A 24,456-nucleotide genomic window follows, 5' to 3' on the forward strand; every position below is an offset into this window, starting at 1 on the left:
TCCGACTGATCCAGCCCCGAGGACACACCATGAAGAACGCCCTGCTCCTGCTACCCGGCCTGCTCGCCTGCGCCGTTGCCCAGGCCAACGAAACAGTTACTCTGCCCGACACCATCGTTACTGCTTCTCGCGTTGAACAACCACGCGAAGCCGCGCTGGCAGCCAACACTGTATTTGACCGTGACGACATTGAGCGCCTGCAAGCACGCAGCGTGCCCGAGCTGCTTCGCCGCGTCCCGGGTGTCCAGTTGAACAGCAACGGAGGCGTCCTCTCCTACTTCGTGCGCGGCAGCAACACTGCACAAACCCTGGTGCTGGTGGACGGCCAGCGCATCGCCTCGGCTACCACCGGCGGTGCTCGCCTGGACTACCTGAACATCGACAACATCGAGCGCGTTGAAGTGGTGCGCGGCCCTCGCTCGGCAGTCTATGGTGCCGACGCCATCGGCGGTGTGATCCAGATTTTTACCCGCCAGGGCCAAGCTGGCCTTCAGCCGACCATTCGCCTGGGCGTCGGTAGCAACCACACCTTCGAGCGCAGCGTTGATATCAGCGGTGGCAACGAAAACAGCCGTTTCATCCTGGGCGCAACCCTGAATGAAACAGAAGGCTTTGACCTCACAGAAGACAACCTTGGCAACGACCGCGATAACGACGGCCAACGCACCAAGAGCTACTTCGCCCGTTTTGATCACAGCTTCAACGAGGATTGGAGCGCAGGACTGAGCGTCAACGACCAGAATGGCAAAAGCGAATTCGACGATGCTTATGAGTTCAACCCGGCGAACCCTGAAAACCAGTTCCGCGTACGCGGCTATGCTGCCTACCTGCAAGGCCAGCTGGCCACCGGCTGGCGCAGCCGCCTGGAGCTGGGCAGCAGCGAAGACCGCAACAAAACCGTCGGTTCTCGCTTCAATGACGGCCAGATCAAAACCGAGCGCCACTCTGCCAGCTGGCTGAACTACATCGACCTGTCTGCCGACCAGCAGCTCAACGTAGGAGCAGACTGGCAGCGCGACAAGCTGGACTCTACCAACGCCTATACTAGAGACCGTCGCGAAAACATTGGCCTGTTCGCGCAGCACAGCTGGACCGGGGAGCGCCTCAGCACCGAGCTGGGCGTACGCCACGACGACAACCAGCATTTTGGTGAGCACGACACCTGGAACGCCGCACTGGCCATCCCCAGCGGGGACAGCCAGCAGTGGATTGTCAGCTATGCCACGGCATTCCGCGCGCCCACATTCAACGACCTCTACGCGCCGCCCGGCTGGGGTGGCAACCCAGACTTGGACCCTGAGCGCTCTCGTACCTTCGAGCTGCAATGGCGTGCAGACCTGCTGGACAGCCAGTGGGAAGCCTCTCTTTATCGCACCGACGTCAAGGACCTGATTGTCTGGGACTCCAGCACGTTCCAGATGAACAACGTCGACGAAGCGCGCATCAACGGTCTGGAACTGGCCATGAGCACCGACGTCATGGGTTGGGCCTCGCGTACCAGCGTCAGCTTTATCGACCCGCGTGACCGTCAGACCGGCAAAACCCTGCAATTGCGTGCAAAACGTACTCTGACCAGCGACCTGGATCGTCAGTTTGGTGACTTCGGCGTGGGCACGACCTGGGCGCTGTTCAGCGAGCGCTTTGCCAATGCCGCCAACAGCAGCACCTTGGCTGGATACGGCACTCTCGACCTGCGCGCCAACTGGCAAGCTACAGCATCAACCCGCCTGGACCTGAAAGTCAGCAACGTGCTCGACCGCGACTACCATCTTGGCACCTACCAGCGCGCCACCGGCCCCTGGCCTGCACCGTCTATCGACTACAGCTACAAGGAGCAAGGCCGCGCTGCCCTGCTGAGCGTGACCTGGACCCCGCAACTGTAAGCACCACCCACAGCCAGCGCCGTGCCAATAACCCCCGCCCCGTGCGGGGGTTATTGGTGCCGGCTTCCGATCCTCACCCGCATGAACTCCAGCACAGCCCGTCGCCCCGACTTGCCGCCCGGCACCGCTGATCAGGCATAATGCGTCCTTGTCCGAACCGGAATTCGACGCCCTATGTTTTTTACCAACGAGCGCCTGCAGTTCTTCCGCCCGCTCACCAGCAAATACCGCGAACAGATTGTCGAGTGCCTGCGCCTGCTGCACGAGCGGCTGTACAGCGCCCGCGCCGATTACGGCGAGTCGCTCAAGCGCGAGCAGGTGCTGGATATCTTCAGTGAAGCGCTGGAACGCGCGCCGCTGCTGGAAGGCGACGACGAGGATGCCAGCCGCTTCAAGAGCAACCGCGAGCAGGCCAGCTGGATTCTCACCAGCCTGATCGAAAACGGCTGGCTGGAACGTCAGGTGGATCAGGCCACCTTCCAGTCGACCTACCCGTTCAGCCGCATGGGCCGGCTGTTTGCCCAGTCGCTGGCCGAGGCGCACGGGCACAACACCCGTACCCGCCACCGCAACACCCGCAACACCCTCAACGCGCTGTCGGCGTTTGCCGAGCACGGCGAGGTGTATGACCTGCTCGACGCCCACGAATACGCCGAACGCATCATTGCCGACTTCACCGACATCATCGCCGAGCTGGAAGAGCGCAAGCGCCAGCTGGTACGCGAGGTCGAAGCGCAGCAACTGGTGCAGCAGGCCAGCGATCAGTTCTTCGACTTTATGGAGCGGCGCTTCCAGCCCGATCTGGCGGTGCGTCTGTCGGCCGACAGCGTCGAAAAACACCGCGAACGCATTCAGGACGTGATCAGCCGCATTCGCCGCAAGCCGCGCGAATGGAAGGCCGAGGCCGAGCGCGAGCTGCGCCGCCTGGCGCCTGACCTGCTGAGCGACGAACGCAGCTCGATTCTCTGGCAACTGCTGGACGGCATCGAAGGCTGCCTGCGCAACGCTGCCGACATCATGCTGCCGGCCCTGCGCCGCACGCTGCAGAGCTTCACCCAACGCGCCGACATCATCATCCGTCAGCTCAGCTACCTGCACAGTCAGAAGCACAGCGATATCGTCGGCCTGTGCCGCGAGCTGTCCGCCCTGCCCGCCGAAGAGCAGGCCAAGCGTCTGAGCGCCGCCGGTGAGGAAATGGCGGTGGTCAATCTGGCGCTGGTCGACCCGGCTCAGGTGAAACTGCGCGAACGCCGCGAGCGCCCGCCGGTGCACAGCCTGATGGAAACCCTCGACGCGCCGGAAGACGACACCCTGCGCGCGCTGGCAGTCAATCAGTTGCTCGACAAGGCCTTCAACGTCAACGCCAGTGGCCTGCGCAGCTACCTGCGCGCCGCCCTCGGCAACGGCAGCCAGCTCAACACCCGCGACCTGCCGGTCAACAGCGCCAACGACCTGCTCGCGCTCAGCCATGTGATCGCGCTGGCCAGCGCCGAACACGCCGCCAGCGGCCTGCGCGTGCGCATCGAGCCAAGCGGCGAGACCATCAGCAACGAAACCTATTTTGATCGCCGTGACGGCTTCATCATCGATCTGGAACATGACGAACATGCGTGACGCGCTGGACCACCACCTCAACGAACGCGGCCTGAGTGCCGAGGACTTTTCCGAGCTGATGATCCGCCTGCTCGACCGCGGTGTGCTCTGCCGCGACGAAAGCAACCGCGAGGCCGAGCTCTACGACCGCTACCTGCAGGCCGCCGATCTGGTCGAGGACTATCTCTCGGTACTGCGCATCCGCGTGCTGCACGAGCCGCGCTTCAATCTGGTTCGCGTATTCCCGCCGGGTGCGGAAGTGCCCGGCCTGGTCGACGCCGACGACAGCTTCGGCAGCGGCCTGCGCGAGCGCCTGAACCAGCAGGAAGTGGCGCTGATTCTGGTGCTGCGCGCCGAGTACGACAAGGCCCTGCGCGAAGGTCAGGTCGACGAGTTTGGTCAGGTCATGCTGTCGCTCGAAGCGCTGAACCTGAGCAGCCGCAACCTGCTCGGCCGCTCGCTGCCGGAACAGCAGAGCGAGCGCCGCAACCTGCTGCGCCGCCTGCGCCAGCTGCGGCTGATCCGCAGCCCCAGCGATGCCGAACTGGACAGCGGCGAAGCCTGGCTGACCATCCGCCCGGGCATCATCAGCCTGGTGACCGACAGCGCGCTGGCCCAGCTCGCCAGCCCCGAGATTGAAAACAGCGAAGACCAGCCGTCCGCCGAGGAGAACAACGGATGTATCTGAAGCGTTCGATTACCGTCAACTGGGGCAACCTGCCGGTCGAAGAACTGGAATACGGCCCGGTCAACCTGTTCTCCGGCGGCAACGGCTCCGGCAAGACCACCGCAGCGGATGCCCTGCAGACGCTGATGACCGCCGCCCACGACAACCTGTTCAACTACAACCCGGGACAGGACGAAACCACCCAGCGCGGCCGTGGAGGCAAGCAGGTGCGCACCCTCGCCTCCTACGTACTCGGCTGTGACGACGGCGCCTACGCCCGCCCCTGGGACACCGACGGCTACATCGCCGGGGTGTTCCACCCGACCCGTGGCGAGACCGCCGAACCCTTTACCGCGGTGATCGGCGTGCGCGCCCATCTCGACGCCGCCGGCAGCAGCCGCCAGGCACGGCAGGACGAGCTGCTGCTGATGATCATTCCCGGCGAAATGCTGTCGCTGTCGCACTTTTTGCGTGAGCAGGAAGATGGGCGTCACGTGATCGCCGTGACCGAACTGCCGGGCCTGCTGCGCAAGCAGTTCAGCGCCCAGCAGGTCGAAGTCTACGACCGCAAGAGCGCCTACCTGGCCCGCCTGTACGCCGCCCTGCGCGGCCGCCGCGATGCACTCTCGACCCGCGAAGCCAAGAACGCCGCGCGCACCTTTGCCAATTTCATGGCCTACAAACCGGTCAAATCCATCGACCAGTTTGTCGCCGAGGAAGTGCTGGAGCCCCGCGAGTTTGGCGACACCATCAAGCGCATCCGCGAGCTGCTGCGCACCGTGCATGGCATGGAGCAGGAAGCGGCGCGCGTGCGTCAGGCGGTGGAACTGCTGTCGCTGACCACCAGCCAGACCACGCAGTATCTGGACAGCTGGCTGGAGCGCACCGGACTGGAGTACGCTGCCGCCGCGCAAGCCTGGCAGAACAACCAGCAGGGCTATCTGGCGGCCAAACAGGAACAGCAACAGCTCGCCAGCCAGCTCGAAGCGTTGCAGGAAGACCAGCGCCTGACCACCGAGCGTCTCGGCCAGGCCCACCACGAACTGGTGCAACTGGAAGCTCGCCGTCAGGGCATTCCGGCGCTGCAGAACAAGGATCAACTGGAACAGCGTCAGCGCCAACTCAGCGAACAACTGCGCAACGCTGTGCCCGGCCTGCTGACCCAGGCCCATCAGCGCGACCGCAACCTGGTGGCGCTGCAATCCGCCAGTGCATTGCTGACCCAGCACAGCCTGAGCCAAGCCATTCCACAACTGGCCAGCCGCGGCTGGCGCGATACCAGCGCTGCGGTACTGGCCGCCGAACGCGAACCGGTCGCCGACCTCAATCAGCTGCTGGCACGCGACTGGATCGACCTGACCCCGCTGGACGCCGGCCTCGACGCCATTCGCAGCCAGCAGCGTGCGCACAACCAGCTGGCCGAGCGCCTGCGCGAGCAGGACAGCGAAGGCGCCAGCCTGCTGCAGCGGGTCGACCGGCTGGTGCAGGAACGCACCAGCGCGCTGAACAATTTTGATCGCCAGGTCAGCCAGATTCGCCACCAGATCAGCACCCTGCAGAGCAGCCGCGTGATGTATCCGGCGTATGTCGAAGAAGCACTGCTGGCGATCCGCAAGCAATGCCCGCAGGCCGACCCGCGGGTACTCTGCGACCACGTCGAGGTACTCGACCCGGATTGGCAGATGGCGATCGAGGGTTATATCGGCGGCAGCCGCTACGCCATTCTGGTCGAGCCCGAATATGAAGCCGAAGCGATCCGCATCGTGCGCCAGATGAACAGCCGCGAGCGCAACCGCGCGCGGGTCATTCAAGGCAGCAAGGCCAAGCAGGACGCCGAACGCATCAACGTGCCGAACGACTCGATCCTGCAGGTCATGCGCTTCAGCCACCGCGTTGCCGAGTACTACCTGCAAGCCTCCTACGCCACGGTCGCCCGGGTTGCCGACGCCGGCGCCCTGCGTCAGACCCGCCGCGGCATCACCCGCGACGGCATGGGCTCGGGCAACTACGCGCTGTTCCGCTGTGATATCGACGACAGTCAGCTGGTATTTGGTGCCGCAGCCCGCGAGCGCAACCTGCGCGCGCAGGAACAGCGGCTGCATGATCTGGATCTGCAGCAGCATCAACTGCGCCGCGAACTGGAGGGGCTGCGCGAGCTGGCCCGTCAGCTTGGCCAGATTGCTCCGCTAGACTACGCCGCCCGCGCCAGCGAGCTGCTCGACAGCCAGCGTCAGCTGCGCGAAGTCGAACAGCAACTGGAAGCGCTTGATCTGGACGCGCACCACGATCTGGAAGCGGAACAGCAGCGCGTGACCCTGCGCCACCGCGAGCTGGAACTGCACGGCAAGGAGCTGGACGTGCAACTTGGCCGTCTGCAGGAGAAGCAGGTCAGCATCGGCCAGCGCATTACCCACTTCGCCGACCAGAGCGATGCCCTGCTCGACGCCCGCGACAAGGCCGAGCAGTACCTGCTGGATGCTGCCGCCCAAGTGCCGGGGCTCGACCCGCAGGCGCGGCTGGAGCAGCTCGACACCATGCTTGAACAGCGCGGCGGCCAGTTCGACTTCATTGCCGACGCCCAGGCGCTGACCAGCAGCCTGCACCGCCAAGTTGCCGACCTGCAGCGCGCCATCGAACACTACAACGAGCAGGCCCAGCCCGCCGATCAGGTGCTGGCTGATACCCCGGCGGAGCTGCACAGCCTGGCCTTCTTCCGCCATGTCGGCGCGCTGCATCAACAGCTCGACAACCTGCACAACCGCCTGCGCAACAACGTGCTGCTGGCCAAGCAGGAACAGCTCGCCAGCCTGCGCGACAGCTTCAACACCACCTTTGTCAGCGACCTGTGTCACGAGATTCATCAGGCCATCAACGACGGTCGTCGCACGCTGGAGCAACTGAACAAGGAGCTGGAGCACCACCGCTTCGGCGCCGACCGCGAGCGCTTCCAATTCGACTGGGACTGGCTGCCCGAGTACAAGGCCTATTGGGAGTTCTTCCGCGAGCTGATCCAGATGCCGAACCTGGGCGACGGCACCAGTCTGTTCGACGATACCCTGTCCGAGCGTTCGGCCGCGGTCCGCGATCAGCTGCTGGCATTGTTGCTCGATGGCGACGAACAGCAGGCCCTGCGCGAACTGGAGCGCATCAGCGACTACCGCCGCTACCGCCGCTACGACATCCTCAAGCACCCGGAAGGCAAGTCGCCGATCCGCCTGAGCGAATACGGCACCGGCTCCGGTGGTCAGCTGGAAACCCCGGCCTACATCATCCGCGCCGCCGCCGTGACCAGCGCTTTCCGCTTCAACGAGGGCGACAGCCACCTGCGCATGGTGATCGTCGACGAAGCCTTCATGCACATGGATGAGATCCGTTCGCGTGAAGTCATCGCCTACCTGACCGAAACCCTTGGCCTGCAGCTGATCTTCATCATGCCGACCAGCAAGGCCGGCCCCTTCCTGGAACTGGTCAGCAACCAGTTCGTGTTCAGCAAGGTGCCCAGCAGCCAGCCGGTCGGCGAGCTGAACACCCGCGTGCTGCTCGACCGCCAGCAGCTCAACCGCGAGCGCGTGGCCGAGCTGTGGGCCCAGCACCGTCGGGTGATTCGTCAGCAGGGTGCGCTGGAGTTTATGGAAGACGTGATCTGACCCGTGCATGCGTTGCCGGCCACCCCGGCAACGCATTGCAGCGGCAGATGCCAAACACCGCACATTCACCCCAATAGTCGATTGTCCGACCCGCCGTCGCCCCGCAGGATGAACTCAAGAACACCTGCAGCCAGAGGGAATTGGCATGTCCGGCAAACCCGCCGCCCGACTCGGCGACCCCACACAATGCCCACAGACCGGCCACGGCGCCCGCGCCATCGCCAGCGGTGCCCCCAATGTGCTGTTCAATGGCACACCCGCCGCACGCCTGGGTGACAGCACCACCTGCGGCAGCGCACTGGCCGGCCAGGTCATTCCCAATGTGCTGATCAACGGCCGCCCCGCCGCTGTACTCGGCAGCGCCGGCAGCCACGGCGACGCCGTCATCGCCGGCTCCGGCAATATCTTCATCGGCACGACCACCGGCAGCGCCAGCTCAGCAGCGCAGGCCGTAGGCGCCTTGGTGCGCACCCTGCAAGCGCTGTTCGGCGCGCCACTGGCCACCCGCGCCAACATCGCCAATGCCGCCCCAATACAGCGCGAGGAAGAAGAAGAGGAAGAAGAAACCGAGCTGCCGCAGAAACAGCGCATCACCCTGCGCGTCGGCATGTTCTTCGACGGCACCCTCAACAACCTGCCCAATGCCTCCATCACCGCCCAATGCCGCCGCGAAGACCTGGCCCAACTCGGCCCCGACGGCCTGGAGGCCATCACCCGCTTCTGCCAATCCCACGGCTACAACGACAGCAACGGCGATGCCTTTTTTGATCAGCGGCCGGATAACAGTTATGGGAATGAGTTGAGTAATGTGGCGTTGTTGTTTCGGTTGTACAAGGACGACTCGCAGCGCCAAATAGAACCAGAAGCTACACAAGCCAACGTGAAGGTTTATATCGAAGGCGCTGGCAGCAAAGCTGGTGAAAAAGACGCCACCATGGGGATGGCGTTTGGGCAGGGAGAAACCGGGGTAGCGGAGCGCGTGGAGCAGAGTCCCGCCAAATTAAGGCTGACTATCGACAGCCTTATGGATAGCAACCCATCAATTAGCATTGAAAATATTGAGTTCGATATTTTTGGTTTCAGCCGCGGCGCAGCTGCCGCTCGCCACTTTGCCAACGAAGTGCTCAAAGCCAACAGCGGCGTCGTCTCCAACAGCCTCAACCCCAAGGACCCAGCTTTCTCCCCCGGCTTCGCTCTCGACACCAACCTGAGCATCAACTTTATCGGCCTATTCGATACCGTGGCAGCAATCGGCGATCCAACTCGAGGCCACCCGAGCGTCGGGGACGACTACAACCCTGGCGTTAATCTGTACCTGCCGCCAGATTGCGCCCGTAAGGTTGTGCATCTCACTGCAGCCGACGAGCACCGCCACAATTTCAGTCTCAACCGCGTAACCGAGGCCCACGAAGAACTGGTGCTGCCCGGCGTCCACTCCAACTTGGGCGGCGGCTACCCCACCCTCAGCTACGAGCGCTTGATGCTCGGTACACCCGTCTTCTTTCCTAGTGATGAATACCCCTTAGACGGGCGCGCCCGGCACAAGTTGGTTCGCTCCGATGCGTGGTTGACACGGCAGCGCGAAGAGGCACTATTCCGCGAGCGTGGTTTGCCCGGAGATGGGCGCTTGGTGCTCCATGAACACGCAGTAAGACGGATGCCGAGGGCCCTCGTGCTACTTGGACTCTCAATCGAGCGCACCGTCAGGGGAGAACTGTCACGCGTGCCGTTGAGAATCATGCATGCAAAAGGCCTGGAATCCAGTGTGCCCTTCGATTCTATCAACGAACACGACGGCCGCTTTACCATACCCACAGACCTCAAAGCTATCGCGGACAAAGTGTACGCCGCCGCAATGAGCGGCTGCAGCCCCACACTAAGCAGAGACGAGCGCCGGTTTCTGCACAGTCGCTATATTCATAGCTCGGCCAACTGGGCTCCCGTGAAAGGCTTTATGGCCAACAAGCCGCGCAACGGTTTTACTCGCGCTATTTATGCTGACCGGCAACAAGAGGAACATCCCGTTTGATCAGGCATATCGCGGTATCGCTGGCAGTCATTATTCTAAGCGGCTGCTCCGGCCTCAACAGCATGGAGCCGTTCCCGCCCAAACCGGACCTACCTTACGACGCTTGGTACATTGGCTTGCAAGCTCCAGACTACATGGAAGCTTGGGTCGAGCAAGTGGACCTGACGGACGTAAACGACTTGATGTACGAAGATGTTTTCGGCGGCGTCGCCTCTACAAGAACTCCTGCCGATAATAAAGGCGAGGCGCGCGGCTGGCCTGAACGCCCTGGCCCTGGTTCAAAGTTCCCAATGTCAGGTATCGACCTGCCCGAGAAAATAACCGTACGCTGGCAGTCCCTGGCGGAGCCGCAAGCATACCGAGCCAGCTTCTATATTTCGGAAGAGACAAGAGCTGAAATGGTTACGCCACGACCAACCTACTGTGCTTGGCGAGATGATCATGTAATCCATTACAGGCAAATAATCGCTATCGGCGTTGCCCCCGGTGGCATGGTCAAGGCCTGGCTAATGGGGCCATGCCTTGAGCCAATCGAAATTGCCCACGTCCAAGGCGAAATCAACCCCGTCGGGCCCTACAACGGGACATCTAACGGCGAGTTCTACCGTCCACCCAGCCCCAATGCCCAACACTATATCGACACTCACGGCATCCCGTTTGGCAGCTGGTAGGCGCGCTCAGCCTTTCTTGCCCGGGCGCTGGTCCCTGACCAGCAGCAGGTTGTTTTCCCGTCGCAAGGTAAACAGACCAATCCCTTCCACCAAGCCGCTGAACTTGCTGTAGCCATAGTTGCGCGGGTCAAACTCGGGCATTTGCTTGGCCAGCTGACTACCCACCGGGCCAAGGTTGGCCCAACCTTCATCGTCAGACGCCGCCTCAATAGCCTGACGCAGCAAATTGCACAGCTTGGTGTCCTGGCGCAGCTCCTGCGCCGAGCGACGCTGAATAAGCGTCTCCGCGTTCTCGGGGTGCTGGGTAAAGATCTCGGTGTAGATAAAGCGGTCGCAGGCGGCAACAAAAGGTTTGGGCGTTTTCTTCTCGCCAAACCCGTACACCACCTTGCCCGACTCACGCAGACGCGCGGCCAGCCGGGTGAAATCGCTATCGCTGGAGACAATGCAAAAGCCGCCAAGGTCTGCCGAATACAGCAAGTCCATGGCATCGATGATCATCGCGCTGTCGGTCGCGTTCTTGCCGGAGGTGTAGGCAAACTGCTGAATCGGCTGAATAGAGTGCTCCAGCAGCGAGGCCTTCCACTTGCCCAGGCTCGGCGTGGTCCAGTCACCATAGATGCGCTTGACGCTCGCCACACCCAACTTGGCCACCTCAGCCAGCAGCCCTTCAACAATCGCCGGATTGGCGTTGTCGGCATCAATCAACACGGCCAACCGTGTTGGCTCCATCTGTGCTGCCATGCGCTTCCCCTATCACGTCCCTGCGAAATCGCAGAGCCCCATCATGCTGGTGCCAACAACCATTAAGCAACCGCACACCAGCAATCGGCCTGCGCTTTGCACTTTACCCTGTCAGGGCAAATGGCTATCGTTGAGCCTTCGCTCTACCCGGCACCGCAGCGCCGTGTAGCCGCAACAAGGACATCAGTACATGGACATGAAGTCGCTCAGCGAGCGGGACATTTGCACCAAGTTCATCACCCCGGCAGTGCAGCAAGCGGGTTGGGACATCCAGCGCCAGGTGCGCGAAGAGGTTTCCTTCACCAAGGGCCGCATCATCGTGCGCGGCAAGCTGCATAGCCGAGGCGAGTCTCGCCGGGCAGACTACATCCTCTACCACCAGCCCAATCTGCCTATCGCCGTTATCGAGGCCAAGGACAACAAGCACTCAGTTGGCTCCGGCATGCAACAGGCGCTCGGCTACGCAGAAGCGCTGGACGTACCCTTCGTATTCTCCAGCAACGGCAGCGGCTTTCTGTTCCATGACCGCAGCGGCACTGGTAGCCAGGTTGAAACCGCTCTGAGCATGGAGCAGTTCCCCAGCCCCGGCGAACTCTGGCGGCGCTACTGCCAGTGGAAAGGGCTGGAGGGCGAAGCGCAGCAGCGCGTGGAAGCCCCCTATTACGATGACGGCTCCGGTCGCAGCCCACGCTATTATCAGATGAACGCCATTAACCGCACCGTCGAGGCCGTCGCCCGCGGGCAGGATCGCATCCTGCTGGTTATGGCAACCGGCACCGGCAAAACCTACACCGCCTTCCAGATCATCTGGCGCCTGTGGAAGTCCCGGCAGAAGAAACGCATTCTCTTTCTGGCCGACCGTAATATTCTGGTCGACCAGACCAAAAACAACGACTTCAAGCCCTTTGGTCAGGCGATGACCAAGATCGCCAAGCGCCAGATCGACACATCCTACGAGGTATACCTGTCGCTCTATCAGGCGGTAACCGGAGCGGAAGAAGAGAAGAATATCTACAAGCAGTTTTCACCGGACTTCTTCGATCTGGTGGTCATTGACGAATGCCACCGGGGCAGCGCAGCAGAAGACTCGGCCTGGCGCGAGATTCTCGAATACTTCTCCGGTGCCACCCACATCGGCCTCACGGCAACGCCTAAGGAAACCAAAGAGGTTTCCAGCATCACCTACTTTGGCGAGCCGGTGTACAGCTACACCCTCAAGCAGGGCATCGAAGACGGCTTTCTTGCGCCTTACAAAGTCGTGCGAATCGACTTTGACCGCGACCTGCAGGGCTGGCGACCGCCCAAGGGCATGAAAGACAAGAACGGTGAGCTGATCGAAGACCGCATCTACGACCTCAAGGACATGGACCGCGCCCTGGTCATGGAAGCGCGCACCCAGTTGGTTGCCGAAAAGATCACCGCCTTCCTCAAAGCAACCGATCCGTACCAGAAGACCATCGTCTTCTGCGACGACATCAACCACGCCGAGCGCATGCGCCAGGCACTGGTCAACCTCAACCCGCAGCGCGTTGCCGAGAGCCGCAAGTACGTCATGCGCATCACTGGTGACGATCAGGAAGGCAAAGCCGAGCTGGACAACTTCATCAACCCGGAAGCCCGCTACCCGGTCATCGCCACCACCAGCAAACTGATGACCACCGGGGTCGATGCGCAAACCTGCAAGCTGGTTGTGCTGGATCAGCACATCAAGTCGATGACCGAGTTCAAGCAGATCATAGGCCGCGGTACGCGTATCAACGAGGAATACGGCAAGTACTGGTTCACCATCATGGACTTCAAGAAAGCCACCGAGCTGTTTGCCGACCCCGCCTTTGATGGCGAGCCGGTGATCATTTTTGAACCGGGCAGCGGCGAATCGCCCGTCCCGCCGGATGAAATAGACGATCCGGGCGCACTTCTGGGCGACCCAGCCGATCCGCTCGACCCGGGTGAAGGAAGCGAAGAAACAGGCGGTGGCGACGGTCCCAAGCGCATCAAATACGTCATCGACAACGTCGCCGTCTCGGTTGTCGCCGAGCGCGTCCAGTATTACGGGCCAGACGGCAAACTGATTACCGAATCGCTGCGCGACTACACCCGCTCCTGCGTCGCCAAACAGTTCACCTCGCTGGATGACTTCCTCAAGCGCTGGAGCAGTGCTGAGCAAAAGAAAGCCATCATCGACGAATTGTCAGCCCAGGGCGTCATGTGGGAAGCCCTGGCCGAAGAGGTGGGCAAGAAGCAAACCGCCCCGCTCGACCCGTTCGATCTGATCTGCCATATCGCCTTTGATCAGCCGCCGCTTACCCGCAAAGAGCGCGCAGAGCAGGTGAAAAAGCGCGACTACTTCAGCAACTACGCAGGCGCGGCGCGTCAGGTGCTGGAGGCGCTGCTCGATAAATACGCCGACACCGGCGTCGAGCACATCGAAGACATCAAGATCCTGCAGCTCGACCCCTTCAGCCAGATCGGCTCACCCATCGAACTGATCAAGGCATTTGGTGGGAGGCCATCCTTCACCGCGGCTGTCCGTGACCTTGAACAAGCCATATACGGGCAGGCCCGATGACTCGGGTGATTTGCGTCAGCGCAGGGCAGCTACAAGTCAAAAAGGCCGACACCCCAATCAACCGCCGCCATCAATACCTGAACTACGGGCTGCTCTCGCTCGCAACGGTGCTGCAGCGCCACGGTTTTGATCCTGTCGTGCTCCATGGCCACTTCGAGCACCCGCAATCACTTCTACTGGAAGCGGAAAACCTGGGACTGGACGAGTCCTTACCCATCCTTATTTCCCTGCCCAGCTTCTATGCCGTGGAGTGGGCGGATCTGTTCATGCGCCAGGCCAAAGCGTTGCACCCCTCGCTCCGCTTTATTGTCGGTGGTCGCTGGGTAGTAGGTGACAATCCGGAGCGCCTCAAATCTTTGCTGCCTTTGGCCGACCGGGTGATCGCCGGTCTGGCGGAGTGGCAAATTGTCGAGTTGTTGGGTGGCACGCGAAATTCCGCAGGGTTACTGCTGGGCACCCCGGCACCACAACGCTCGCTACTGGACTACCGGCTGCTGCATCAACGCGAGCTTTACCAGCCCAGCATTGAAGTTTCACGCGGCTGCGGCATGGGCTGTAGCTTTTGTCAGGAACGCAGCGAGCGCCTGCAACCGCTCAAGCCTGCCAGGCAAGTAGTCGAGGAGCTGGCTGCGACATTACTTCGTGACAACCTGATCGAAATGACGCCGTATTTTGAAGCCTCAATGTTTGTGCCAACCAGGGGTTGGGTCGCTGAGTTCACCGGGGCCTTGTCCGAGGCTGAGCTGGAGCTGCGCTGGCGCAGTGAGGGCCGCGTCGATAACATCCGGCCCGAGCTGATGGCCGAGCTTGCCGCCACCGGCCTCACTGTGCTCGATCTGGGGCTGGAGAGCGCCAGTCTCCAGCAGTTGCAGCGGATGCAAAAAAGCAAGAAGCCACAAGGCTACCTGAACAGAGCATCCCGTCTGCTGGAAGCCTGCGCCGCTAGTGGCATCAAGGTCAAAGTGAACCTGCTGCTGTTTGCCGGCGAAACCGACGATAGTGTGGCGGAAACGCTCAACTGGCTGGATGCACGCAAGGATCTGTTCTATGGCGTATCGGTCGGGCCGGTTATCGCGTATGGCTGGCCGCAAGAGAGCGAAAGCTATTTGAACGAATTATCACAGTTTGGCGCGTCCCTCAGCCACTCGCCATGTTTCGGTGTAAACCACCTGAATCTGAGTCCGCAAATGAGCCATACTCGCGCACTTGCCGTTTCCCGTGAGATCAGCCAGCGCTACATGAATGCCGAACGTTATTACCAACTGAAGTCTTTTTCCTACTTTGCACGTGACTACCGTTACCAGGACTTTCTTGAGGATGTGGCCAATACCAGCGTGCCTCTGAGCTTCGATACATCCCGCCTCACATTGCCGGCCCGAGATGGCCGCCATTCACCTGAATTAACTGTGTAAACCACCATGTCTATCTCCAGCACCATCAAATCCATTCAGGACATCATGCGCAAGGACGTCGGCGTCGACGGCGATGCCCAGCGTGTCGGCCAGTTGGTCTGGCTACTCTTTTTGAAAATCTTTGACGACCGCGAACAGGAATGGGAGCTGCTGGACGACAGCTACCGCTCGCCCATGCCCGAGCGCTGCCGCTGGCGCAACTGGGCCGCCGACCCGGAAGGTATCACCGGCGATGAGCTGAAAGACTTTATCGATGGCCAGCTGTTCCCCACCCTGCAGAACCTGCAGGAATACAGCACCACGCCCGCCGCCTTTGTGGTGCGCAGCGTGTTTGAAGACGCCTACAACTACATGAAGTCCGGCCAGTTGATCCGCCAGGTGATCAACAAGATCCAGGAAGGGGTGGATTTCAACAAGGCGCAGGAACGTCACGCCTTTGGCGACATGTATGAACAACTGCTGCGCGATCTGCAAAGCGCGGGCAATGCCGGCGAGTTCTACACCCCGCGCCCGGTCACCGAATTCATGGTGCGCATGGTCGACCCCAAACTAGATGAAAAGGTCATGGACCCGGCCTGCGGCACCGGCGGCTTTCTTACCTGCACCATCGAGCACAAGCGCAGCCACTACGTCAAAACCGCAGAAGACGAACGCACCCTGCAGGCCAGCATCTTTGGCGTGGAGAAAAAGCCCCTGCCGCACCTGCTGGCTACCACCAACATGATCCTGCACGGCATCGAAGTGCCCAACCAGATCAGGCACGACAACACCCTGGCCCGCCCGCTCATCAGCTGGGGGCCAAGCGAGCGCGTGCACTGCATCGTCGCCAACCCGCCGTTCGGCGGCATGGAAGAAGACGGCATCGAAACCAACTTCCCCGCCGCCTTCCGCACCCGCGAAACAGCCGACCTCTTTCTGGTGCTGATCATGCATCTGCTCAAAGACGGCGGCCGCGCCGCCGTGGTACTGCCGGACGGCTTTCTGTTTGGCGAAGGCATCAAGAGCCGCATAAAGGAAAAGCTGCTTACCGAATGCAACCTGCACACCATCGTTCGTCTGCCCAACGGCGTGTTCAACCCCTATACAGGCATCAAAACCAACCTGCTGTTCTTCACCAAGGGCACACCCACCAAAAACGTCTGGTTCTATGAGCACCAGTACCCGGCAGGCTACAAGAGCTACTCCAAAACCAAGCCCATGCGCATCGAAGAGTTCGCCACCGAGCAGGCCTGGTGGGGCAACGAAGTCGACGGCTTTGCCAGCCGCGAAGAGAACGAATTCGCCTGGAAGGTCAGCCTGGACGAACTCAAGGCACGCAACTGGAACCTGGACTGCAAAAACCCGCATATCGGCGAACAAATCAGCCACGACCCGGACGAGCTGCTGCGCAAGTACGCCAACCTGCAAGACGAAATCAGCGACCTGCGCGATCAGCTCAAAGCAGTGCTGGCCGAAGCCCTGGAGCGCCAGGCATGACCGCGTTGCTCACCGACAACCTGCCGCTGCTGGCTGGCGCCCCCAACGGCATCAAAAAGCTGCGTGAGCTGATTCTGGAGCTGGCGGTGCGTGGCAAATTGGTGCCGCAGGATCCGAATGATGAGCCGGCGCGTGAGTTGCTGAAGCGGATTACCGAGGAAAAGGCGCGGTTGGTGGCAGAAGGCAAGATCAAGAAAGCAAAGCCTACAAATGAAGATTTAACCGAGATTTCCTACGAAATACCCTCTACTTGGGCAGTGGCCTCGTTGGGACAGGTTGTGGAGATCGTGCGCGGTATCACTTTCCCTGCAAGCGAGAAATCAAAAGAGCCTGAGCCCGGCCGTGTTGCGTGTCTGCGAACCGCAAACGTGCAAGACGAGATTGAATGGGATGACCTTCTCTACATTCGAGAAAGCTTCGTCTCTCGTCATGATCAGTACGTGGAACCTCATGACATAGTGATGTCGATGGCGAACAGCCGGGAGCTTGTTGGGAAGGTTGCACTGATCGGCGCTGAGCTGAAGCAAAAAACAACATTTGGTGGCTTCCTCGGTGTTTTGCGACCGGTGCTAATCGAACCGCGATTTGTTATGGCATTACTGCGCACCCCGCATGCGCGTGGCGCCTTGATTGATAGCGCAAGTCAGACTACGAACATCGCAAACGTATCGCTGGGGAAGTTAAGGCCATTACCGTTTGCAATCCCCCCCCTCACCGAACAACACCGCATCGTCACCAAAGTAGATGAACTGATGGCCCTCTGCGACCGGCTGGAAGCCCAGCAGGCCGACGCCGACAGCGCCCACGCCCAACTGGTGCAAGCGCTGCTCAACAGCCTGACCCAAGCCAGCGACGCCGACGACTTCGCCCAAAGCTGGCAGCGCCTGGCCGAACACTTCCACACCCTGTTCACCACCGAGCCCAGCATCGACGCCCTCAAACAAACCCTGCTGCAACTGGCAGTGATGGGAAAACTGGTGCCGCAAGATCCCTGCGATGAGCCGGCCGGTGAGTATGTAAGCCGGATTCAAATAGAGAAGCAGCGCGTTCTAGCCCAACCCAAAGCAAGGAAGCAAAAAGTTCTCGACACTGCCTCCCGCCCGGAGCCTCCATTTGAAGCTCCTACCGGGTGGAGCTGGCAAGTCGTTGATGACTTATTGCATGTCACCGGAGGTGTGACCCTTGGCCGCAAGCTTAGAGACCGTAAGCTCGTATCTTTGCCGTATCTCCGAGTAGCAAATGTACAACGCGGTCACTTGGAGCTAGCGCAGATAAAGGAAATCGAAGTTCCGGAAGACGAAGTCGAGAAGTATCAGCTACAAGACGGGGACCTGCTCATTACCGAAGGAGGTGATTGGGACAAGGTTGGACGCACTGCGGTCTGGCGTAGCGAGCTTCCTGACTGTCTCCATCAGAACCACGTGTTCCGAGCACGTTCAATGATTCCCGACTGGGAGCCACGCTGGGCCGAGATGTATTTGAACTCAGCCTCAGCAAGAGAATATTTCGCGGGCTCGTCAAAGCAAACAACGAACCTTGCTTCTATAAACATGACTCAACTTCGGGCATGCGCATTTCCAGTTCCGCCACTCCCAGAACAGCATCGCATCGTCGCTAAAGTCGATCAACTGATGACCCTGTGCGACCAACTGAAAGCCCGAATCAGCCAAGCGCAGCAACTGCACTCGGACCTCGCCGCTGCGTTAATCGCAGAGTCTCTCAACGAAAAGACACCTGCTAATGAACACAACGCGTCACCAAAAGAAGCCCGGGCATTGCTTGGCGCTGAGATCCTGTATGCCCTTGACGGAGAACAACACACAGGTCGGGTGAAGCTGCAAAAGGTCATTTCCCTCACTGAGCACGCAGCCAAACTAAAGGAAATTCAAAGCAACGAGCATCGCTTTGCCGCCGGCCCGCATGACCCAGCCTTGATGCGCGAACTAGCAGACGAGCTGGAGGCTCGACACTGGTTCGCCGAACGCCGCCGAGATAACGGAAAACGCTATGAGTACCAGCCCCTAAGCAAGGCTGGCGAGCATCGCCGCATTTACGAAAAGCTGTGGAGTGACGAGCAACGCCGGTGTGTGGACGCAATCCTGAACTTGGTACGCAGTTGGGATACCGCTCGTTGCGAGCGGGTTTCCACCCTGTATAGCGCGTGGAATGACCTGTTAATCGAAGGCAAACCATGCAGCGATGACAACATCCTGCGTGAAGTCACCCAACGCTGGCACGACAGCAAGCGGCAATACACCGATGCTGTATGGCGTTCCGAGCTTCAATCAATGAAACAGCATACAGTTTTGCTTCCGTCTGGGTTTGGCAGGCGAACGACTGGTGGCACGCTCACGTTACCCGGTTTTGAATAAATTCGATGCGTTACTTAAAGCCGATGACCTACACGGAAGTACAAGAGGAGAATGGATGCAAACTAATGAATTGTCATTTGCGGGAAAGTTTGACAACGGCCTGAGTAAAGTTCTCTGTATCGCGCTGCGAGGACTCAAATTTGCTCTGTTATGGCTGATGGGCCTGATGATGCTGAGCCTCTTGCCATTTGTGATTTTTGAATACAGCGAGGGGTTGTCAGACCTGTCATTGCTGGAGTGGCTGTTCATGCCATTGATGTGTTTACTTCTATGGCGCCACATCCACTACTCCAAGCATTTTGGCGTGGGATTTTGGGGAGGGCTCAGCCGCATACTTATCTTTGTAGGTCTGCTAACCGTAGTCGAAGTACTCGTGTTCGATGAGGCCGTTGGGATGATTGCAAGCTGCGACTTCACCGATGAGGGAATCCCCAACATGCAATCCATCGTCAACTACCTGGCGGTGCACAATCCACTGCCAGCACCTCTGTACTACGGGTTGTTCTTAGCCACATTTTTTCTTTCAGCACCTTATCAAGCCAAGGTCCCTGCGGATAACAAAAAGCCTGAAAAAAACGAACCTCTTCCTCCCACAGCAGCCCAGACCAGGCAGGAACCTACTGTATGAAATCAATACCTGTCTTGCTTACCACTATGGCGTTGATGCTATCGACACAGATCAGCAGCGCCAATACCGATCCAGACCGCTTAGCTAAAGGCTGCGTTGAGCTACTGCAAATCTACAACAAACACGAGGATCAGCGCTTTGCTGCTTCACTCACGACATCGCTTTCAGAAGCCACTCGGGCAGGTTACTGCCGTGGGGTGATTGATGAGTACAACCGCCATCACGAATGTGACAGCCCCAGCTGGTACGACCAAGCTGCCGTCATTGCCAAGCACGCGCATGAGGAAAGCGATACTCAAACTACTGACTCACTAATGGCAAAAGCTTGTGGCGGTTGAGCAACGACTAACTCTGCCTCAAGCAGTTGAACGGCTGTTCGGCATCCCCCTCGCCCACCACGCTGTTCTGCGCAACGCAGTTAATACTCTGGTCAGAGCAATGAGTCAGGCCAAGATACTGCATTTGGCAGAGAACGAGATTAGTCACACCAATGGCGGGCGCAAGCGCTGGACGTTACCTGAGCGGGAGCTGACCACTCTATCCAATGCGATTGTGCTGCAAGGCATCTTCGGAGAGCCAAAAACCGTCATCCGCCTATTCACCCATCCAAAGCGGCGCAATGAGTATGCAGATTGGGCAAAAAGCCTACTGCTTGAACGACAGTCGGTAGCCAACATTGGGTTAATCAATCACGAGATACTGAGGCTACTGGAACAGATCACCTCGAATGCGGACCTCAAGACAGAGCGACTGCCCAACCCTTTCGACAACACCTTGCCGCAAATGGGTCTGAGCGAGTACGGCGGTAACCTGCTCAAAACACTAGCTTGCCAAACCGCCGCGCTATCCACTGGCGACAGCATGATGGCTCACTACCTGAACGGCGAGCTGGAACAAGCAAACGACGCCGCGTGCCGCCTGCAGACCGATAACCCGCTATTACTGCAATATCGTCAACTGATTACCCGCACTTACGAAGAGGCAAAAGAGTTCGATGCTTTGCTGGACGAATGGCGATGAACGGTCTTGGTAGTGGAATCCACAACTAAATACTGGCTCCGTCATTACAAAGGAGCCAGTCATGACCGCTATAGAAAAAATTCTCTCGAACAGTTCTTATCAGATCAGCTCTTGTTACTACGCCAAAGCTATCGAAATTGATCAGGCCCTGCGCAAGGGGACCCCGTTCACCGCACTAGGCGGCAAGCGAGTGCGGTGCCGCAGCGGGCTGGTGCGTTTCAAACTCGGTAAGGGCTGGCGCTTACTATATGCCTTGACTGCTAGCGGCTACGAGCCGCATAGCCTGGTCAGTCGTCAGTGTTTCGAACGCGAACTGAAGCGAAGGCGGGCTATCTAGCCCCAACAAGCTCAATTCAAAGGAAAAACACCATGACTGCAATCATTGCATTGAAAAAACCATTACTGGACGCCGATGGTCTCAACCTCGAGATCAGCAAACTAGACTTTGCACGCCTAAAACACAAGTACACCCAGTCATCAGAAGCAGAAATGACGGCTGAGCAGTGGGATGCGGCAGAGCTTGAATATCGTCGTTTTCTGACCCTGAAAAGCCTTTATCCGTCTGTCTCGCTGGTGCCAAGCAAACAGATCGACTCGATCTGGCATGCCCACATTCTGGACACACGTGCGTATCGTGAAGACTGCCATCAGGTATTTGGCCGCTTTATTGACCATTACCCGTACTTCGGCATCTACGGCGAGGAAGATTATCAGAACCTGAAGAACGCCTTCGCTCATACCGCAGCCCTCTACGTTGAACACTTCGGCGCCTACCCCGGTGGCGGCAAGGAAGAACAAGCAATGCGCTGCCAGGACCATGCTTGTCATGTACCGACAGAATGCGCCTGTCGCGTGGAAGGCGCCTGTAAGTAAGCATTCCTAAAACCCGGAGACTTCAACATGCAAAAGCAAACTATTGCCAAAAACAGCAACACATCAGCACCGAGCAATAAAACCAACGTGCCTAACCTGCCGAGTAAGACGGGGAACAAGTCCGGTAGCGGTCGCGGCAACAACCCAGCAAAAAAGAAGAGTTAACCTAGGCGCAGGTTAGCCAAAGGCTACCGGAGTCGCTCCGGTAGCCTTTTTATCGCCTCACCAACTCACACAACCGCCCCACCCCATCAATAATCGCCGGCGTCGGGCGCACCAGCAGGTCGCTGTCCAGCACGTACAGGCGTTGCTGTTCAACGGCGGCCAGTTGCGGGAAGCGGCGCCATTCGTCGAGCCAGCGCTCGGCGGTGATGCCGGCGTCGGCCAGGGCGATGATGGTGTCGGGGTTGGCGACCAGCACCCCTTCGCGGCCTACCTGCGGGGCCAGGCCGGTGAGATCGGCGAAAACGTTGTCGGCGCCGCAGAGGCTGAGGGCGTCGGACAGCAGTTGATCGCCGGCAACGGTGTACAGCGGGTTATCCCAGAGCTGCAGGAACACGCGTGGCGGGTTTGCGCCCTGCTGCGCGCGCAGTTGATCAAGCTGGCTGTTGAAGCTGCTGGCAAGTGCGGCGGCTTGCGCTTTACGGTCGAGCAGCTCGCCCAGTTGCAGGGTCATGTCGTCGATATCATCGAGCCGCTGGGGGTCAAACTCGGCAACCGGGATATTCCAGCTGCGCAGGCGCTCAAGTAGTGCCGGAGGGTTACCGCTGGTCCAGGCAAGCACCAGATCAGGGTGTGTGGCTACGATGCGTTCGGCAGACAGTGTGCCGTAGCTGCCAACGCGTGCGACCTTATCAAGTTCGCCGTGCAGCTGACCGTCATCCAGCACACCCACCAGTTGGCTGCGAGCATCGAGCTGCAACACCATGTCGGTCAGAAAGGGGGCAATGCTGACCACCCGTTCGGCGGCGCCCAGCGGCGCAGCCAGCCAGCACAGCAGGCAAAGGCCGGCCAGCAGGCGCATTCAGTCGACCCAGGCGGACGGCGGACGGTACAGCAGCATGACACCGAGACTGACGATCACCAGCAGCACCAGCGGGATGATCTCGCCCACACAGAAGTAGTGCACCAGCGCGACCAGCGCCGGCAGGGCCGCAGCACTCAGGCCCAGGCTCTGCAGGCGATGCAGGCTGGCCCAGGCGCCAGCGGCTTCATCGCTGGTGCCCAGCGCATCGACGCGAATCAGCGCGCGCTTGTACAGCCGGAAGCGCCACAGCGTCAGCAACAGCGTGGCCATGCCGAAGGCGAACAGCGGTACGGCAGCGGCGTCGAACAGGCCGTTCCAGTCGCCCAGCACCATGACCAGCAGAATCGGCAGCAGCAACACGGCAGCGCTGAGCATACGCCAGACGCTGCGCAGGGTGCGCCAGTGGGGTTTGGGATCAAACATCGCCGGGCTCGGTTTCAGCCTGGTGCAGTTGGCCCAGCATGTGGCCCAGCTTGCCGGCCTTGGTGGCCAGGTACTTGGCGTTGTGCGGGTTCTTGCCAAACTGCAGCGGCAGACGCTGGGCCACCTCAACGCCAAAGCCCTGAATCGCCTTGACCTTGCGCGGGTTGTTGGTGAGCAGCTTCAGGCTGGTGATGCCCAGATGATCAAGCATCGGCTTGCAGATGCCGTAGTCGCGCTGATCGGCGCCAAAGCCCAGCAGTTCGTTCGCTTCGACGGTATCGGCGCCGCCATCCTGCAGGTGGTAGGCGCGGATCTTGTTCATCAGACCGATGCCACGGCCTTCCTGGCGCAGGTACAGCAGCGCGCCACGACCTTCGTCGGCGATAGCCTTGAGCGCGGCTTCCAGCTGAAAGCCGCAGTCACAGCGCAGGCTGAACAGCGCATCGCCGGTCAGACATTCGGAGTGCAGGCGCCCGAGGACCGGCTGGCCATCAGACACATTACCCATCGTCAGCACCACATGCTCCTTGCCGGTCGCTTCTTCCAGGAAGCCGTGCATGGTAAATGTTCCCCACTGGGTGGGCAGCTGAGATGAAGCAACAAAGGTGACTGTCACACCGGTCTCCTGTACAGCCTTTGCAAAAAAAGGGCTGCCATATTAGCAGGAGAAGGCCGCGTGGGCGATCTGTGCGTTGCCTGGATAGTTGCGGTGAATGCCCAAGAGTGCGCTGAACCGAGCCGGCTCTGCGCTCAGAACTTGCGCTCAAGCATTAACAGATTGTCGCGCTCGTCCATGCGCACCCGGCTGAGCCAGCTCATACCCAGCAGCACGTCCAGTGGATAGGCACCGTCGAGCACCACGCCCTGCACATTGGTCAGCTCGATTTCGCCCACTTTGACCCGCGCCAGCGAGACCCGATAACCATCGACCGCACCGCTGGCGGTGGTGGCGCGAATCGGCGTGCCGATTAGCTGGTAATCAATACCCATGCGCCGCGCCTGGTTGGCGTTCATGGCGACGCTGGTGGCGCCCGTATCGACCATGAAGACGGTGTGGTGGCCGTTGATGGAACCGGTCACCCGAAAGTGGCCGCCCTCGCCACGCGGGATGCTCACCTGCTGCCGTTCGGTCTGGGCAAAGCCTTCGGTGTACTCGCGTTGCAGGCCGAACTGGCGGGTCTGGCCGTCGATGCGCAGCGTGGCGGTGTTACTGTCAGAGGCGACCAGCTCGACGCCCTGCACGGCGGGCTTGCCGACACGCAGCATGTGGCGCGCGCCGTCGATATTGACCACCGCGGCATTGGGGAACAGACCCACCACCCGAACATCGGACGCCGCCTGCAGCGCACTGGCGCCCAGCAGCAGAGAGCAGCCCAGCAGGGCTGCCAGAGGAGAAGTTCTGCGTGGTTGAGCCATTGAGAT

Annotated in this window: 21 protein-coding genes; 16 read left to right on the forward strand and 5 right to left on the reverse strand. The window is 60.1% G+C overall.

Features of this window, described 5'->3' with window-relative positions; genetic code table 11:
• Nucleotides 1–29: 29 nt before the first annotated feature.
• From ASB58_RS18715 to ASB58_RS18740, 6 genes are all read left to right on the forward strand, one after another.
• Nucleotides 30–1,883 carry a TonB-dependent receptor domain-containing protein gene (locus ASB58_RS18715; RefSeq protein ID WP_118131951.1) on the forward strand — a complete coding sequence of 618 codons (1,854 nt, stop codon included), beginning with the start codon at nt 30–32 and terminating at the stop codon, nt 1,881–1,883.
• 174 nt (nt 1,884–2,057) lie between these two features.
• Complete coding sequence (locus ASB58_RS18720) at nt 2,058–3,497, forward strand: Wadjet anti-phage system protein JetA family protein (protein ID WP_118131952.1); 1,440 nt, start codon at nt 2,058–2,060, stop codon at nt 3,495–3,497.
• Nucleotides 3,481–4,164 (forward strand): DUF4194 domain-containing protein, encoded by a 684-nt coding sequence (locus tag ASB58_RS18725; RefSeq protein WP_202974660.1) that lies wholly within the window; start codon nt 3,481–3,483, stop codon nt 4,162–4,164. The genes ASB58_RS18720 and ASB58_RS18725 overlap by 17 nt, the downstream gene beginning before the upstream one ends.
• Nucleotides 4,155–7,790 carry an ATP-binding protein gene (locus ASB58_RS18730; RefSeq protein ID WP_118131954.1) on the forward strand — a complete coding sequence of 1,212 codons (3,636 nt, stop codon included), beginning with the start codon at nt 4,155–4,157 and terminating at the stop codon, nt 7,788–7,790. The genes ASB58_RS18725 and ASB58_RS18730 overlap by 10 nt, the downstream gene beginning before the upstream one ends.
• Nucleotides 7,791–7,935: 145 nt before the next feature.
• Complete coding sequence (locus ASB58_RS18735) at nt 7,936–9,819, forward strand: PAAR domain-containing protein (protein WP_118131955.1); 1,884 nt, start codon at nt 7,936–7,938, stop codon at nt 9,817–9,819.
• Nucleotides 9,816–10,490: a DUF2931 family protein gene (locus tag ASB58_RS18740; RefSeq protein ID WP_118131956.1), complete on the forward strand. Its 675-nt coding sequence runs from the start codon at nt 9,816–9,818 to the stop codon at nt 10,488–10,490. Before ASB58_RS18735 ends, ASB58_RS18740 begins: the two co-directional genes overlap by 4 nt.
• A 6-nt stretch (nt 10,491–10,496) precedes the next feature.
• Here ASB58_RS18740 and ASB58_RS18745 read toward each other — a convergent pair whose 3' ends face one another.
• Nucleotides 10,497–11,234 (reverse strand): NYN domain-containing protein, encoded by a 738-nt coding sequence (locus ASB58_RS18745; protein ID WP_202974661.1) that lies wholly within the window; start codon nt 11,232–11,234, stop codon nt 10,497–10,499.
• Between the two features lie 190 nt (nt 11,235–11,424).
• On the opposite strand from ASB58_RS18745, the gene hsdR reads away from it, so the two are divergent.
• The 10 genes from hsdR (at nt 11,425) to ASB58_RS20095 (ending at nt 21,749) form a co-directional block, all read left to right on the forward strand.
• Nucleotides 11,425–13,803 carry an EcoAI/FtnUII family type I restriction enzme subunit R gene (hsdR, locus tag ASB58_RS18750; RefSeq protein ID WP_118131958.1) on the forward strand — a complete coding sequence of 793 codons (2,379 nt, stop codon included), beginning with the start codon at nt 11,425–11,427 and terminating at the stop codon, nt 13,801–13,803.
• Entirely contained in the window at nt 13,800–15,215 is a 1,416-nt protein-coding gene (locus ASB58_RS18755) for a B12-binding domain-containing radical SAM protein (RefSeq protein WP_118131959.1), read from the forward strand. The genes hsdR and ASB58_RS18755 overlap by 4 nt, the downstream gene beginning before the upstream one ends.
• Nucleotides 15,216–15,221: 6 nt before the next feature.
• On the forward strand, nt 15,222–16,691 hold the full coding sequence (locus ASB58_RS18760) for a type I restriction-modification system subunit M (protein WP_118131960.1): 1,470 nt from the start codon (nt 15,222–15,224) through the stop codon (nt 16,689–16,691).
• Nucleotides 16,688–19,063, forward strand: coding sequence for a restriction endonuclease subunit S (locus ASB58_RS18765; RefSeq protein ID WP_118131961.1), 2,376 nt, complete (start codon nt 16,688–16,690; stop codon nt 19,061–19,063). Before ASB58_RS18760 ends, ASB58_RS18765 begins: the two co-directional genes overlap by 4 nt.
• 55 nt (nt 19,064–19,118) lie before the next feature.
• Nucleotides 19,119–19,691 carry a hypothetical protein gene (locus ASB58_RS18770; protein ID WP_118131962.1) on the forward strand — a complete coding sequence of 191 codons (573 nt, stop codon included), beginning with the start codon at nt 19,119–19,121 and terminating at the stop codon, nt 19,689–19,691.
• Complete coding sequence (locus ASB58_RS18775) at nt 19,688–20,029, forward strand: hypothetical protein (RefSeq protein WP_118131963.1); 342 nt, start codon at nt 19,688–19,690, stop codon at nt 20,027–20,029. Before ASB58_RS18770 ends, ASB58_RS18775 begins: the two co-directional genes overlap by 4 nt.
• Nucleotides 20,019–20,711, forward strand: coding sequence for a hypothetical protein (locus ASB58_RS18780; RefSeq protein WP_118131964.1), 693 nt, complete (start codon nt 20,019–20,021; stop codon nt 20,709–20,711). Before ASB58_RS18775 ends, ASB58_RS18780 begins: the two co-directional genes overlap by 11 nt.
• Before the next feature lie 61 nt (nt 20,712–20,772).
• Nucleotides 20,773–21,048 carry a ParE family toxin-like protein gene (locus tag ASB58_RS18785; protein ID WP_118131965.1) on the forward strand — a complete coding sequence of 92 codons (276 nt, stop codon included), beginning with the start codon at nt 20,773–20,775 and terminating at the stop codon, nt 21,046–21,048.
• A 32-nt stretch (nt 21,049–21,080) separates the two neighbouring features.
• On the forward strand, nt 21,081–21,584 hold the full coding sequence (locus ASB58_RS18790; protein ID WP_118131966.1) for a glycine-rich domain-containing protein: 504 nt from the start codon (nt 21,081–21,083) through the stop codon (nt 21,582–21,584).
• 27 nt (nt 21,585–21,611) lie between these two features.
• On the forward strand, nt 21,612–21,749 hold the full coding sequence (locus ASB58_RS20095; protein ID WP_181977980.1) for a hypothetical protein: 138 nt from the start codon (nt 21,612–21,614) through the stop codon (nt 21,747–21,749).
• A gap of 49 nt (nt 21,750–21,798) precedes the next feature.
• On the opposite strand, the gene ASB58_RS18795 is transcribed toward ASB58_RS20095, so the two are convergent.
• The 4 genes from ASB58_RS18795 to ASB58_RS18810 form a co-directional block, all read right to left on the reverse strand.
• Complete coding sequence (locus ASB58_RS18795) at nt 21,799–22,608, reverse strand: ABC transporter substrate-binding protein (protein ID WP_118131967.1); 810 nt, start codon at nt 22,606–22,608, stop codon at nt 21,799–21,801.
• On the reverse strand, nt 22,609–23,034 hold the full coding sequence (locus ASB58_RS18800; protein WP_118131968.1) for a hypothetical protein: 426 nt from the start codon (nt 23,032–23,034) through the stop codon (nt 22,609–22,611).
• Nucleotides 23,027–23,650 (reverse strand): GTP cyclohydrolase II, encoded by a 624-nt coding sequence (gene ribA / locus ASB58_RS18805; protein WP_118131969.1) that lies wholly within the window; start codon nt 23,648–23,650, stop codon nt 23,027–23,029. The genes ASB58_RS18800 and ribA overlap by 8 nt, the downstream gene beginning before the upstream one ends.
• A 134-nt stretch (nt 23,651–23,784) precedes the next feature.
• Complete coding sequence (locus ASB58_RS18810; protein ID WP_096006224.1) at nt 23,785–24,450, reverse strand: retropepsin-like aspartic protease family protein; 666 nt, start codon at nt 24,448–24,450, stop codon at nt 23,785–23,787.
• Between the last annotated feature and the right edge of the window lie 6 nt (nt 24,451–24,456).

Source organism: Pseudomonas abyssi (assembly GCF_003444685.1).
GTDB lineage: Bacteria > Pseudomonadota > Gammaproteobacteria > Pseudomonadales > Pseudomonadaceae > Halopseudomonas > Halopseudomonas abyssi.